The organism is Aeromonas sp. CD, from assembly GCF_033349375.1.
In the GTDB taxonomy this organism is placed as follows: domain Bacteria; phylum Pseudomonadota; class Gammaproteobacteria; order Enterobacterales; family Aeromonadaceae; genus Aeromonas; species Aeromonas hydrophila.
In genome coordinates this window covers 3,688,284-3,701,961 of sequence record NZ_CP137631.1, presented here as the reverse complement: position 1 = coordinate 3,701,961, position 13,678 = coordinate 3,688,284, and the positions used below count along the sequence as shown (strand labels likewise).

The window sequence follows — 13,678 nt, the reverse complement described above, 5'->3', positions numbered from 1 at the left end:
ATCGGCTCCCTGAACCTATCGCATCAGCGACCCGGCAGGGCTGGCTGCGGCGCCGGGTGGGCATCGATGACCAGCTGCACGAAGCGATCGCGGATGGGATCGGCAAATTCCGGGTTCCACACCAGGCTTATCTCCCACTCGGAGCAGGGGCCGGACAAGGGGTAGAGGGTGACGTCCGGGCCGGCGATGAAGCTGACGCTGCGCGGCAGGATGGCGTTGCCGATGCCGGCGGCCACCAGCGCCACCAGGGTCTGGATATCCTCCGCCTCCTGGGTCATGCCGGTCAGCCGGTTGGCGCCGAGGAAGCCGGCGATCTGCTGACTAAGGCCGGGGCAGCGGTGGCCAACCATCTGCAGCAAGGGCTGGCTGGCCAGCGCCTGCTCCACATCGAAGGCGGCCGGATCCGGCCGGGTCATCAGGGTTGGCACCGCCAGCACCAGCCGATCGGTCAGCAGTCTGTGCTCCTGCAACTGCGGCGCCTGGGGCCTGCGCATGAAGCCGAGCTGCAGCTGGCCCGAGAGCAGCCGTTCCTGCTGGATGGCGGAGGTCATGTCCTGTAGATGTACCATCACCTCGGGCACCTGCTGCTTGAAGCTGGCCACCAGTGCCGGTGCCAGCGCGAAGCTCGATAGACCGAAACCAATCTTGAGGCGCCCGGCGATGCCGCTGGCCAACGCCATGGCGTGGCGTTCAAAGCCCTTGCCGTGCTTGACCAGGGCGCTCGCCTGGGTGAGCAGCTGGGCGCCGATGGCGGTCAGCTCGGCGCCGTGGCGACCCCGGTTGAACAGGGTACTGCCGAGGGTCTGCTCCAGCCCCTGGATCTGCTTGGTGAGCGCCGGCTGGGTGATGAACAGCCGGTTGGCGGCCTCCCGGTAGTTGGCTGTGTCGGCCAGGGTGACGAATGCCTGCAGTTGCTTCAGATCGAATTTCATTCCATATGGTTATCTAAAGTGGCCATTTTGTGATTATAAATTATCTAATTGCCTTGTTCTAATGGTCTGGTAGCGGGCCCCATTGGCCCCATCCGATCCGTCACAAGGAGTCATCTCATGCCTGCCGAACGCTATCTGTTTTTGATCAAGGGAACCCTGGTACTGGCCCAGCCGCTGGCTGCGCCGGAGACGGGGGAACTGCTTACCAGTCTGCTGCAGCAGGGCTTTGCGGTCGGCCCCTTGCAAGTCTGGGCGAGCAATGCCGAACAGGCGCTGGCCTGCTATGAACAGGCGGCCCAGCGGCGGGCCTTCGGCGATATTCTGGCGGGGAGCGAACCCGGCCTGGCAGGGGTCGGCGCATGAGCCGGCTTGTGCTGCGGGCCAGCGCCCTGTTGCTGGACATGGATGGCACCCTGGTGCACTCCACCGGTGAAGTGGAGACGGTATGGCGGCTCTGGTGCCGCCGCCATCAGCTGGCGCCCGAGCCGGTGCTGGCCATGTGCCACGGGGTGCGCTCGCGAGAGGTGCTCCGTGCCTTGGCCCCGCAACTGGAGATGGCGCAGGAGGTAGCCCTGCTCGACGAGCTGGAGATCAACCATACCGGCCAGGCGGAGGCCATCGCCGGTGCCCGGGCTCTGCTGGCAGGTTTGCCGAGCGAGCGCTGGGCGCTGGTGACCTCCGCCAGCCAGCGGGTGGCCCGTCATCGGCTGCGCAGTGCCGCTCTGCCGTTGCCCGCCCTGCTGGTGGGGGCCGAGGATGTGGTGCATGGCAAGCCGGATCCCGAGCCCTACCTGCTGGCGGCCGAGCGTCTGGGGCTGGCGGCGGCCGATTGCCTGGTGTTCGAGGATGCGCCAGCCGGCATCACCAGTGCCCTGCGGGCGGGTTGCCGCGTGGTACAGGTGGGGGGAAGGCAGCGGCTGGATCCGAACATCAGTACCCTGATCCAGGACTGGCGTCAGGTGAGCGTGGTAGAGGAGGCGGCTGGTCTGCAGCTGACGCTGCTGGCCTGACAACAAAAAGCCCCCGTCGAGCGGGGGCTTGGGTGGTGGGCGACGCGCTTATTTGAACACGCGAAAACGCACGGCGTCGTCCATGAAGGTCTTGTCACCGGCCGGTTGCTTGATGCTGCCAAAGGGCATCTGGGCACGCAGCAGCCAGCTGGCGGGCAGATTCCACTCCTTGTGTACCGCCTGGTCGATGAGCGGGTTGTAGTGCTGCAGGGAGGCGCCGATCTTCTCCTGGGCCAGGGTGGTCCAGACCGCGAACTGGGCGATGCCGGTGGCATGTTCCGACCAGATGGGGAAGTTGTCGGCGTAGAGGGCGAATTTTTGCTGCAGATCCTTGATGACGTCGGTGTCCTCGAAGAAGAGCACGGTGCCGAAACCTGCGCGGAAGCTGCCGTCCACCTTGGCTTCGCTCTGGGGATAGGCTTCCGGCGGCACTATCTTCTTCAGCTCGGCTTTGACGATGTCCCACAGCTTGTGGTGCTGGGCGCCAAACAGGATGACGGCGCGGGAGCTCTGGGAGTTGAACGAGGAGGGGCTGTGCTTGATGGCATCCTGGATGAGAGTGGTCAGCTGCTCCGGCGTATGGGAAACCTGGTCACCCAGGGCATAGATGGTACGACGTACTTTGATCTGTTCGATAAACGGACTGCTCATAACATCTCCTTTGTTTGACAGGGAATCGTCTGCGGTGGTCCTTGGCAAGGCCATCCGGCTCCGATTGTTCAAGCTATAGACTATAACACCCCCTTCCTGGTTAGCCGTCAACGCACAGTGGTCACTGTTTTTACTTTTTGTTGATATGCATATCCACGGCATGGATGAGCAGTATCACGTTTATATGTTTTTTATCAATTGGCCGGCATGAGGGCTGATTTTAATCAATGAATAATTTTTGCCGGCAACCATAAGATCTCCGCATTCCAGTATTTCTATCGGGGTGTTGATGTTTCAGTGGCTGATTAGTCGGCGTTACTACCTGTTGACCTCATTTAGTCTGTTGCTGGGCACCCTGGTGCTGGTGGTGACCCTGGCCCTGGCGACGGTCAGCTATCTGCGCAGCATCGACAAGACGGTGGCCGGCTACGGCCACATGCTCTCCTCCCTCGATGCGGCCCTGATCCACGAGCTGGTGCTGGCCAACCAGCGTCAGCTGGCGGTGCTGGAAGCGTCGCTGGACAAGGCCGCCATCGCCCGCGGCGAGCCGGCCGACAACCCGCTCTGGGCCATTGCCCACCAGATCAAGCGCGACAGCCACTACATCTACTTCTACAACCCGCAGATGGACCGCATCAGCAGCTACCCGGCCTGGCAGCAGCCGGCCGAGTATCGCGCCGCCAGCCGGCCCTGGTATCGGGCGCTGTCGATGCCGGGGGATGAGCTCATCTGGTTGGGTCCCTATCAGGAGTACGGCTCGGACAAGCAGATCCTGACCCTGATCAAGCGGGTAAAGGGGCTGGATGGTCAGCTGCTCGGCCTGCTGATGGTCGACATGTCGTTCAACGCCATCCAGCAGGCACTGCAGCGGGCCATGGGTCGCAACCAGGCGGCCATCTACATCAGCTCGCGGGGGGGAGATCAGCTGGTGGTGGGCTGCAACATGGCGCTCTATCAGCCGCCAGTGACCACGGTGGGCGTGGTGGGCAGCGGACTGGAGGTGATCTGGCATGGCCGCCATCTGCGCCGGGAGCTGGAGGGGATCGACTGGGATCTCAACATCTATCTGCCGCCCGAGCTGTTTCACGACGGCCTCGAGGAGGCCCTGCTGATGGTGGTGCTGCCGCTGCTCTCGCTGTTTGCCATCTGGTTTTGCAGCATCAACTTTCTGGTGCGGGTATTCAATCAGGAGCAGGCGCTGGTGGCTGGCTCGCTGACCGGCATAGTGCGGGATCCGACCCAGACTCCCTGCCAGCTGAAGACCTGGTTCGTGCACAGCAGCCTGAGCGAGATAGATCAGGTGCGGGCCAGCTTTCTGCAGGGGCAGGATGCCCTGCTGCACGACCCCCTCACCGGCATCATGAACCGACGGGCCTTCACCCAGCGTCGCAGCGAACTGGAGGAGAGCGCCACTCCCCATTGGCTGCTGCTGTTCGACGTCGACAACTTCAAGCGCATCAATGACAACTGGGGGCACACGGTGGGGGACGGCGTGCTCTGCCGGGTAGCCGAGCTGCTGGTGGCGGAGCTGGGCAGTGGCTGCGTCTACCGGATCGGGGGAGACGAGTTCGCCGCCCTGCTGCCCTGGCCGCGCAGCGAGCTGGAGGCCGGGTTGACCCGGCTGCTGGCGCGGGTGCGCAATCAGCAGTGGCGCGAGTTTCGCGAGGCGGTGACCCTGAGCGTGGGCGGCGCCCACAGCCCGGATGACGGTGTGCTGCTGTTCGAGCGGGCCGACGAGTGTCTCTATCGGAGCAAGCGGCTGGGGCGCGATGGCTGGTCTTTGACGGAGCGGACCCGGCAGGAGCAGGGTGCTGACAGATCCTGTCATATGAATAACGGCTAAGCGACCCCTGCCGCTCGGTGGGTCCCGGCACCGTTCACTGCCCAATTTCCATACGATGTCATTTACGTATTTAGATTCAACATCTTATGAGCTAATTGACCGACATCGAAGGCGGTGCGGGAGGCGGTGTCGCTCTCCTGCGACAGTGGCGCCCTTTGGCGGGAATCGTATAGTTCGGGGAAATTAATCAGGTTTGACAGGAGTACCCCATGGAGATGAACAAGCGTGGCATGAGCGCCCTGGCCCTGCTGGGCTCACTGCTGCTGGTCAGCGGCGTAGCGCAGGCCTCGGAGACACTCAATACCATCCTCGGTGGCGGTGCGGGTGGCGTGGCCGGCACCATGATCGGCAAGGAGCTGGGCGGTGATACCGGCGCCCTGGTGGGGGCGGCGCTGGGCGGTGCGGCTGGTGGCGCCGCCACGGCCAACAAGGGCAACAAGAATGAAGCGGCCCTTGGTGGCGCGGTCGGGGCCCTCGGTGGCGCGGCCATCGGCAAGAGCGTGGGTGGCAGCACGGGTCAGCTGATCGGGGCCGGCGTCGGCGGGGCCAGCGGCTCCGCCATCGGCGCCAAGACTGGCGATGGCCACAAGAGCAACAACGATCGTTACTACGACGATGAGCACAGGCACCACAAGAAACACAAGAAGCACAAGAAACACAGATGGCACGACGATGATTGATCGCTGCCAGCAATGAGAGAGGGGCCGACAGGCCCCTCTCTTTTGTTTGGCTTGGCTGGCCGCTCACACCAGCCGGTGTTGGCGGCGCCCCTCGGCGAAGGCGTTGATGTTGTCGATCAGCTGATCGGCGAGGCGCTGCATCGACTCCTCGCTGGCCCAGGCCACGTGGGGGGTGAGGATGAAGTGGGGGTACTGCAGCGCCTGCATCAGCGGATGGTCGGGAGGCGGCGGCTCGACGCTCGCCACGTCGAAACCGGCGCCGCCGAGGCGGCCGTTGGCTAGTGCCCGCAGCAGGGCTTCCTCGTCCACCAGACCGCCGCGGCCGACGTTGATCAGCAGGGCGCCCGGCTTCATCAGCTCGAGCTCCCGCTCGCCAATCAGGTTGCGGGTGTAGGGGGTGAGCGGGCAGTGCAGGCTGATGACATCGGCGCTTTGCAGCAGTTCGTCCAGCGGCAGCCGATCCTCGTCGTGGCTGGCGCCGACCTGGCTCTGGGCGTAGCGCACCTCCATGCCGATCCCCCTGGCCCGCTCGCCGAGGGCCTGACCGAGCGTCCCCTTGCCGATGATGCCGAGCCGTTTGCCGTGCAGATCCGTGATGTGGTGATCGAAGAAGCAGAACTGGCCGCTCTGCTGCCAGCGCCCCTCCAGCAGCGACTGGCGCCAGCAGAAGAGGTTGCGCGCCAGGGCCAGCATCAGCGCCATGGCGTGTTCCGGCACCGAGGGGCCCGAGTAGTTGCGGATATTGCAGACACCGACGTTGGCGGCGCGGCACGCCTCCAGATCCACGTTGTCGCTGCCGGTGGCGGCCAGCGCGATGAGCTTCAGGTCCGACAGCCGGGCCAGCTCGGCGGCGCCGATGCGCACCATGTTGATGATGGCGATGCTGGCGTCTTTGAGCCGTTCCACCACCTGCTCGGGGGCCGTGCTCGGGTAGCTCTGCCAGTGATGGGGAAAGTCGGGGTGGCGCAGGGTGATGCCGGTATCCAGGGTATCGCTGTCGAGAAACACAATTTGCTGCATGGAGCCTCCTGCCGTTGAGGCGTTCATGATGCCAAACATCGGCGACCGAGGGCCAGTTTGCTGCGCCTCAACGGCTTGGCAATCGCGCCGGATGTGAGGCAGGCGGCATTTTTCGGGTCAGAGCCAGCCGAGGTGGGTGAGCCAGCCCTGGATCCGGGTCGGCGTTTCATCCAGCTCCAGCAGGGCGTAGGGGCGGTAGTTGAGCTTGTGGCTGCGACGGCTCTCGCTTCTGCGCGCCTCGGCGGCCAGCAGCGGCCAGCGTCCGCCATCCTCCTGATAGAGGTCGAGGGTCGGCATGGTGGCCTGGGCGATCTCCTTGGCGAAGATCTGGTTGCTCTGCTGGTCGGGGAAGAAGCCGTCCAGCAGCACCAGCGCATCGGGGGCGGGCAGCTGTTCGCTGGCGATGAGGTTGGTGGCCCAGGCGGCGCCGGTGCCTTGCGCCAGTATCAGCTTGAAGCCCCCCTCCTGCAGCTTGGCATCCCCCAGCTTGCTGATGCGGGTGGCGAACTGCTTGCGAAAGTCGTCGATGGCCTGCTGCTTTTTCTCGGCGGCGGGGTCCAGTTCGGTCTGTTGGGGCGAGGGGAGCAGCAGCAGAGTATCGAAGCCGAGCCGGCCGAGGGCCCGGGTCAGCTGCCACAGCTGGCCGCTGCGCTGCCAGTCGGGCAAGAGGATGGCCAGCCCCACATAGCTGTCGCTGTCGTGTTTGGCGAACAGCACTGTCTGCTTGTCGATCTGGGTGCTGTTGGGCAGCCCCTGCCAGTCGTTGTTCTGCCAGTAGTCGAGCGGCGTCAGCGGTGTGCCCTCGCTGGCCTGCAAGGGGTTGCTTGCCAGCAGAGTCAGTAACAGCAGTGATAAGAACAATCTGGCCATAGTGCGCTCCCCCGGTTACTCGGGTTAGCGGCACCTGGCCGGTTTTCTGAAGGGGGAAGTGGCAGCGCTAGGGTGACGGCCGCTCGGTGCTGGCGAGCCCGGCCAGCTGGCGGTCGTGCAAGGGGGAGAGCAGCAGCAGGGCAGTGACGGCGCCAATCAGGGCGAAGAACATGTCGGACTGGGTATCCCAGGGGTCGCCCTGGGTACCGAGAAACTCATCCGCTCCCTGGCCGAGCGCGAGGGCAGCCCCCCACTCGATGAACTCGTAGGTGGCGCTGATGGCGAGCACCACGCAGACCACCAGAAACGCCAGCATGCGCCGACCCTGTACATAGCCTCCGCGCAGCAGGATCTCCCGGCACACCAGGGCAGGCACGAAGCCCTGAAAGAAGTGGCCAATCTTGTCATAGGGGTTGCGGCCGAGCTCGAGCCACTGCTGCAGCTCGAATCCCAGCGGGACGCGGGCATAGGTATAGGCGCCGCCCAGCATCAGCACCATGGCGTGCAGGGCGATGCACAGATAGAGCAGGCTGGTGAGCGGAAAATGGCGGTGCGTCAGGGCAAGCAGCGGCATGGCGATGAGCACGGGGGCGACCTCCATCAGCCAGGTCGCCCGGTCATAGGGTTGCCAGCCGGAGAGGATCAGCAGTACCAGGGTCAACAGCAGCAACAGACCTTTATGCAGAGATGTCATGGGGCGCTCCGGAGGATGGCACAAACCAGCTTGCCCATTTAGCCATGTTTGCGCTTTGAATACAGCCGGGTGGCGTCGTGCACCCATAAAAAAAGCGAGCCGAAGGCTCGCTTTTTCACCATGGATTCAAGGGGTCAACTTAGTTGACGCGACGCTTGAACTCACCGGTGCGGGTATCGATTTCGATCTTGTCGCCGATCTCTACGAAGGCGGCAACGGCCAGCTCGTAGGTAGTGCCCTTCAGACGGGCCGGCTTGGTCACTTTACCGGAGGTGTCGCCACGGGCGGCCGGCTCGGTGTACTCGACTTCGCGAACGATGGTGGTCGGCAGTTCTACGGAGATGGCTTTCTCGTTGTAGAAAGTCACTTCGCAGATGTCTTCCATGCCGTCAACCATGTAGTTCAGGGCGTCACCCAGGTTGTCTTTCTCGACGTCGTACTGGTTGTACTCGGTGTCCATGAAGACATACAGGGGGTCGGAGAAGTAGGAGTAGGTGCACTCTTTACGTTCCAGCTGAACAACTTCCAGCTTGTCGTCGGCCTTGAAGACGGTCTCGGTGGCGCTGCCGTTCAGCAGGCCTTTCAGCTTCATCTTGACCACGGCGGAGTTACGGCCGGATTTGTTGAATTCGGCTTTCTGGACCACCATCGGCTCGGTACCGATCATGACGACGTTACCAGCGCGGATTTCCTGTGCGGTTTTCATGTAAAAATTCCTGTTCGTATACGGGCAGATAAAAACTGCCAGATTATATACGGCTTTCTAAAAATTTCACCAGCCGAGTGACGAGATCCCCATCCCTGAGCTGCTTCTGTGACCAAGGTCGCCCATGTTGCAGCCATATCGCGGCGTGTTCCGGCCATTGCGCCCACCAATCGCGACAGTTTTCCCCCTGATTGAGGGCGTGGCTGAAACCGCGCAGCCACTGGCCGGTGGCGGTGGGCAGCTCTGCCAGATAGTGGTCGAGAAAGCCGTCCAGCTTGACCATGTGGGCCTGCTCTTCCTGCGGATAGATGTGCCACAGGAAGGGGCGGGCTGCCCACTGGGCCCGCACGAAGGAGTCCTCCCCGCGCACCAGATTGAGATCGCAGCTCCACAGCAGCCGATCGTAACCGGCTTGATCGGTCATCGGCAGCAGCTTGATGGTGAGGTTGCCCGCCTGCAGCAGCGCCCCTGCCTTGGCCGTCGGAATGGCCGCTGCCAGCCCGGCGCCGGTGAGCACGTCATTGAGGGATCGCCCGAGCGGCAGCAGCAGGGTGACGGGCGTGGCGCTCTGGCACCAGCTCTCGACCAGGCTGGTCAGGGCAGGGCTCTCGTAGGTAAAGAGGCTGACCCGCAACTCGTGCTCTTGTTTGGGTGGCAGGCCGAGGCTGGCCCAGTAGGCGGCAAGCCCAGCTTCATCCTGTTGCCAGCGCTCACGCTCGGCGATGAGGTCGCGCTCGCACAAGAGGCCGCCGGTTCTGGCCGTGAAGCCCGGGAAGAAGAAGTATTTGTTGAGGCTCTGGTTGCCGACCCGCTGGGGCGAGGCGAGGGCGTGGCAATCCTCGACCCAGCTTTCGGCCGAGAGGTATTCGAGGTTGATCCAGCAGGGGGGCTTGGGCTGACTCGCCATCTGCTCGGCCATTCGTTCAATGAAGGGGGCGGGCAGCTGGCAGGCAAAGGCCTCGATCACCACCCTGGCCGGGAGGGTGTCGGGCGGCAGAGTGTCGTGCCAGTGCTGGATATGGATGCCATCGACCCACTGGCTATCCTGCGCGGGGTCGAGCCCCGGGCAGATGCGGGCGAAGCTGGCCAGATCGTCCACCCAGAGCCGCACCTGGACCTCGTTGCCGTGGGGCGGGAGCGCGCCTTCCTGTTTCAGCTGGCGGGCCAGCCGCCAGGTAACGCCGATGTCGCCGAAGTTGTCCACTACGCAGCAGAAGATATCCCAGTCAAATTGGGGGAGGGGGCTGGTCATCTCAGGGCATCCAGATACAAAAAAACCGGTGCGCAGGGTAGCACACCGGTTGGCTGGCTTCTAACCGTCAACGCGTGACGGTGGCTGCGGCAGGTTACTCCTTGCCGTAGACGTTGTTCTCTTGTTCGCGTACCCGGATAAAGGTGGTGCGCTTGGTGAGTTCTTTCAGCTGGCTGGCACCGACGTAGGTGCAGGTGGAGCGCACCCCGCCCAGAATGTCGCGCACCGTGTTTTCGACCGGGCCGCGATAGGGCAGCAGCACGGTTTTGCCCTCGGAGGCGCGGTATTCGGCGACGCCGCCGGCGTGCTTGTCCATGGCACTTGAGGAGCTCATGCCATAGAACTTCATGAAAGGTTCGCCATCCACGTCGACGATTTCGCCGCCGCACTCCTCGTGGGCCGCCAGCATGCCGCCCAGCATCACGAAGTCGGCGCCGCCGCCAAACGCCTTGGCCACATCCCCCGGGCAGGTGCAGCCGCCGTCGCCGACGATCTGACCGCCCAGACCATGGGCCGCATCCGCACACTCGATGATGGCGGAGAGCTGCGGATAGCCGACGCCGGTCTTGACCCGGGTGGTGCAGACCGAGCCCGGGCCTATGCCCACCTTGACGATGTCGGCGCCGGAGAGGATCAGCTCTTCAACCATCTCGCCGGTGACCACGTTGCCCGCCAGGATGACGTGGTTCGGGCAGGCCTCGCGGATCTTGCGCAGGAACTCGACGAAGTGCTGGGAGTAGCCGTTCGCCACGTCCACGCAGATGAAGCGCAGAGCCTCTGACATCGCCAGGATCTGGCGGGTCTTGGTGAAGTCCTCCTCTGAGGTGCCGGTCGATACCATCACGTGGCCGAGCAGGGCCGGATCTGTCTCGTTCACGAAGGTTTGCCACTGGGGGAGGCTGTAGTGCTTGTGCACCGCCGTCATCATCTCGAAGCCGGCCAGGGTGCGGGCCATGGCGAAGCTGCCGACCGTGTCCATGTTGGCGGCGATGACGGGGACGCCCTGCCATTGGGTCTGGGTGTGCTTGAAGGTGAACTGACGGGTCAGGCTGACTTGGGAACGGCTCTTGAGAGTAGAGCGCTTGGGGCGGAACAGGACATCCTTGAAACCGAGCTTCAAGTCTTCTTCGATACGCATTGAATATTCCTTTTTGAGCCTCGAGTGATACGGCACTTTGCAGTGGCAACTTTCGGCAGGCACAAAAAAACCGCAGGTTTTCAAGGCCTCCGGTTTACAACAGTCTAGGCAAAAATCCCGTCGGAACAAGACTGATAATTCACGAAGCCTTGTGGTAGCCTTTGGCGTCACAACCTGAGCGCAGCCTTGGGTTTCATCCAGCCCCGTTTATCTCGTCTCGTCCGTCTACTTGAAAGATCCTGATTGAATCCTGTTTGGCAAGCTGCTGCGTGATCCTGACGTTACGCGCCATGGCCGCGCTGGTGGCGGCGAGGCGGCCACGTTCACCAGTTGACAGCCGCCTTTTCCATCCCCACTCTGGGCTGCTCGGGCCAGCGTCGGCCCTGCCCTGACAAGGAGTGAAGATGTTCGGATTGCGAATGATGCCGCTGCTGTTGCTGGTCGGTCTCGTCCTGCCGGGAGCGGCTCGGGCTGCCTCCGATCCCGCCGTTTATGGCTGGATTGAAAAGGGACTCATCATGCCGAGCGGGGTGGCAGTGAAGATGAAGCTGGATACCGGGGCGCTCACCTCCTCGCTCGATGCGCGGGATCTGCGTCACTTCAAGCGTGACGGCAAGTCCTGGGTGCGCTTTACCCTGCAGGTGACCGATGCCAACACCGACCGGCAGGTGAGCCAGACCCTGGAGCGACCGGTGGAGCACATGGTGACGGTGCGTGGCGCCGGCGGCATGGAGCAGCGTCCCACGGTCACCATGTCCATCTGCCTGGGTGACAAGGTGTATGAGGAGTGGTTCACCCTGCGCGATCGCAGCAAGATGATCTATCCGGTGCTGCTGGGGCGCCGCCTGCTGGCGGATCTCGGAGCAGTGGATTCGAGTCGCACCTTCACGGTGCAGCCGAGCTGTCGTTAGTGTAATTTCGGCGCGGATCTAAAAAACGGCGTTTCACAGCTAAATCACACTGTCTCTGCCAGAGGTAGCATTTGCACCATACCCTCGATGCGGGCGAGCCCATTCGCCCGCAAGGGATGGAGCATGGAGTGGAGCATAGTGAAAGCCTACCAACAAACTGTATCTGAATGGCTATCGCTCGCAGGTGAGCAGCAAGGTGTTGCCTTGAGCCTGGGAAGTGACGGTCACTGCCGTGTGCCGTTCGGCCAGGATGGCGAGTGTCTGGTCGAAGTGCCAGACAACGATGAACTGCAGGTATGTTACTTCTATATCCCGTTATTGCGTCTACCTGATGATGCTGCCAGCCAGTTGCAGCTGACCCGCTCCGCCCTCGAACTGAACATGTTCGGTCTGGCCACCGGGGGCAGCCAGATCAGTCTGGACAGCCGCAGCAACCACCTGGTGCTGACCTTTTCTTCTCTCGTCGAAATGCTCGATAGCACTCTGTTTATGCAGACCCTGGGCGAGTTTCTCGATCTCGGCGTTACGTTGCAGGCGCAGTTGCAGAGTGTGCTGGCGCAGCAGAAGAGCCCTTCACAGCCATCCCCGTTGTCCGGCGTCATCATTCCATGTTGACGGGTGTCCATTCGTTTTAATCAGGAACAGAACATGTCTATCCAAAGCATTGGCCAGCCACTGCATGCCACCGCGGTTACCTCTCATGCTCATGGCGAGGTACAGAGCCCGTCTGGTCAAAACAAGGTCCACCACAATCTGGCATCTCATTACACCAGCCTCGGATTGGGTTCCCGTGTACAGCCTGGCAAGGTATTGAATACCTCGCTCAAATGGCTGACCCTCAGTGCCCCGGCTCGCAAGATTGGCATCGCCATTCAGGGCGGCCATGACTCCCATGCCCAGAGTGTCAAAGGCAAGGCGCGTTACTGGACCGGTGCCCTCATCAAGGGCTTGGCCAATATCACCGGAGGCGTCAGCAGTGTTGCCAGCGGCGCGGTGGCCGCTGGCGCTGCCGGGGTGAAAAACCTGGGTGAGTCGGCCGCCCGTCTGGTTGCCTCCTCTTCACTGGGATTGGCAGGTGCCGTGATGAAAGGAGCCTCCCATCTGCCCCTGGGAATGTCGGAGCGACTGCAGCAAGGGTCACTACAGGCGCTGAGTGCAGCCAAAGAGGTGCTCAAGCCTGCCTTCGTGGCCAAGGCGGAGCAGGAACCACTCACTGCCGAAGGGGCTCGTGCCGTCATGGATGCCGCCCAGCTGGCAAGAGTCAGTTGTTCCAGCAGTTATCGTGAGATGCCGGCTGGCTACCATCACGCCACGCTGGCGGACATTCCACCCTCTATTCTGGCACGGCGTGGAGATGGAACCGGTGGTAGCGGGAGTGCGCTGGCCCTGCATGTCGTTGCGAAAAAGGGTGAGAACGATCCCTTCATCTTGGCCGGGGATGCCTGGTCTGCGCTCAAGGTCGCTGTCTACAAGCGTGGCGACACTCTGGTGCTCTCGTTTGTTGGTACCCAGCCAACTAAGCGGCCGGGGACGCTAAAGAGCGATGCCGGTGCGGCGCTCGGGATCAAGGACAGTGCGTTTCAGGATGCAGACCGTCTGGTCAAGGCGTTTGCCGAGCAGCATGGGGGCAAGGTCGAGGTGCTGGGCCACTCTCTGGGAGGCGGCCTGGCGCAATATGCCGGCATCAAACACGGGTTGAAGGTCACCGCCTTTAACAGCATGGGACTGCATGTCGGGTTGCGGGATCGGCTCGCCCACAAGCTTGATCAAGCCAACGTTACCCATATCAACACCAGTGGCGATCCGCTGAGCCAGAAGGTTGAGCACGGGATTTTCGGGCTGGATGCCTCTGCTCAGGTGGGCAAGCGGTATGTCATAGAACATTCCGGTGGTCACCGAATGGAGGCCGTGACGGCCGGTTTGGACGAGCTGCTTGCTTGATCTGCCGACCGCAGCCTGGCTCCTTCTGTG

General features: G+C 62.7%; 15 protein-coding genes. 7 read left to right on the top strand and 8 right to left on the bottom strand.

Annotated elements, in window-relative coordinates; all coding sequences use genetic code 11:
- Positions 1-23: 23 nt before the first annotated feature.
- The gene (locus R2E40_RS17065; RefSeq protein WP_318163974.1) at positions 24-932 is read right to left on the bottom strand and encodes a LysR family transcriptional regulator; all 909 of its coding nucleotides are present in this window, start codon (positions 930-932) and stop codon (positions 24-26) included.
- A gap of 117 nt (positions 933-1,049) precedes the next feature.
- Between R2E40_RS17065 and R2E40_RS17060 the strand changes: the two genes are divergently transcribed.
- Together R2E40_RS17060 and R2E40_RS17055 are read left to right on the top strand one after the other, a co-directional pair.
- On the top strand, positions 1,050-1,295 hold the full coding sequence (locus tag R2E40_RS17060; protein ID WP_011707010.1) for a hypothetical protein: 246 nt from the start codon (positions 1,050-1,052) through the stop codon (positions 1,293-1,295).
- The gene (locus tag R2E40_RS17055; protein WP_318163973.1) at positions 1,292-1,942 is read left to right on the top strand and encodes an HAD-IA family hydrolase; all 651 of its coding nucleotides are present in this window, start codon (positions 1,292-1,294) and stop codon (positions 1,940-1,942) included. Before R2E40_RS17060 ends, R2E40_RS17055 begins: the two co-directional genes overlap by 4 nt.
- A gap of 48 nt (positions 1,943-1,990) precedes the next feature.
- Here the strand turns inward: R2E40_RS17055 and R2E40_RS17050 are convergent, their stop codons facing one another.
- Positions 1,991-2,593 carry a nitroreductase family protein gene (locus tag R2E40_RS17050; protein WP_270827278.1) on the bottom strand — a complete coding sequence of 201 codons (603 nt, stop codon included), beginning with the start codon at positions 2,591-2,593 and terminating at the stop codon, positions 1,991-1,993.
- 289 nt (positions 2,594-2,882) lie between these two features.
- On the opposite strand from R2E40_RS17050, the gene R2E40_RS17045 reads away from it, so the two are divergent.
- Positions 2,883-4,436 carry a diguanylate cyclase domain-containing protein gene (locus tag R2E40_RS17045; protein WP_318163972.1) on the top strand — a complete coding sequence of 518 codons (1,554 nt, stop codon included), beginning with the start codon at positions 2,883-2,885 and terminating at the stop codon, positions 4,434-4,436.
- A 209-nt stretch (positions 4,437-4,645) separates the two neighbouring features.
- Positions 4,646-5,116 (top strand): YMGG-like glycine zipper-containing protein, encoded by a 471-nt coding sequence (locus R2E40_RS17040; protein WP_017409236.1) that lies wholly within the window; start codon positions 4,646-4,648, stop codon positions 5,114-5,116.
- A gap of 63 nt (positions 5,117-5,179) precedes the next feature.
- Here the strand turns inward: R2E40_RS17040 and R2E40_RS17035 are convergent, their stop codons facing one another.
- The 6 genes from R2E40_RS17035 to R2E40_RS17010 form a co-directional block, all read right to left on the bottom strand.
- Entirely contained in the window at positions 5,180-6,136 is a 957-nt protein-coding gene (locus R2E40_RS17035; protein WP_318163971.1) for a D-2-hydroxyacid dehydrogenase, read from the bottom strand.
- A gap of 117 nt (positions 6,137-6,253) precedes the next feature.
- On the bottom strand, positions 6,254-7,006 hold the full coding sequence (locus R2E40_RS17030; protein ID WP_011707004.1) for a DUF3530 family protein: 753 nt from the start codon (positions 7,004-7,006) through the stop codon (positions 6,254-6,256).
- A 67-nt stretch (positions 7,007-7,073) separates the two neighbouring features.
- Positions 7,074-7,700 (bottom strand): DUF2238 domain-containing protein, encoded by a 627-nt coding sequence (locus tag R2E40_RS17025; protein WP_318163970.1) that lies wholly within the window; start codon positions 7,698-7,700, stop codon positions 7,074-7,076.
- Positions 7,701-7,839: 139 nt separating this feature from the next.
- Entirely contained in the window at positions 7,840-8,406 is a 567-nt protein-coding gene (efp, locus tag R2E40_RS17020; protein ID WP_011707002.1) for an elongation factor P, read from the bottom strand.
- A 43-nt stretch (positions 8,407-8,449) separates the two neighbouring features.
- Entirely contained in the window at positions 8,450-9,658 is a 1,209-nt protein-coding gene (earP, locus tag R2E40_RS17015) for an elongation factor P maturation arginine rhamnosyltransferase EarP (protein WP_318163969.1), read from the bottom strand.
- A 94-nt stretch (positions 9,659-9,752) separates the two neighbouring features.
- Positions 9,753-10,796: a GMP reductase gene (locus tag R2E40_RS17010; protein ID WP_318163968.1), complete on the bottom strand. Its 1,044-nt coding sequence runs from the start codon at positions 10,794-10,796 to the stop codon at positions 9,753-9,755.
- Between the two features lie 404 nt (positions 10,797-11,200).
- Here R2E40_RS17010 and R2E40_RS17005 point away from each other — a divergent pair, with 404 nt between their 5' ends.
- The 3 genes from R2E40_RS17005 to R2E40_RS16995 all read left to right on the top strand — a co-directional run bounded on the left by R2E40_RS17005 (position 11,201) and on the right by R2E40_RS16995 (position 13,648).
- Positions 11,201-11,707: an ATP-dependent zinc protease gene (locus R2E40_RS17005; RefSeq protein WP_318163967.1), complete on the top strand. Its 507-nt coding sequence runs from the start codon at positions 11,201-11,203 to the stop codon at positions 11,705-11,707.
- An 87-nt stretch (positions 11,708-11,794) separates the two neighbouring features.
- Positions 11,795-12,322, top strand: a complete 528-nt coding sequence (locus tag R2E40_RS17000) for a CesT family type III secretion system chaperone (RefSeq protein ID WP_318163966.1) — start codon at positions 11,795-11,797, stop codon at positions 12,320-12,322.
- A gap of 33 nt (positions 12,323-12,355) precedes the next feature.
- Entirely contained in the window at positions 12,356-13,648 is a 1,293-nt protein-coding gene (locus tag R2E40_RS16995) for a phospholipase (protein WP_318163965.1), read from the top strand.
- The last annotated feature ends 30 nt before the right edge of the window (positions 13,649-13,678 follow it).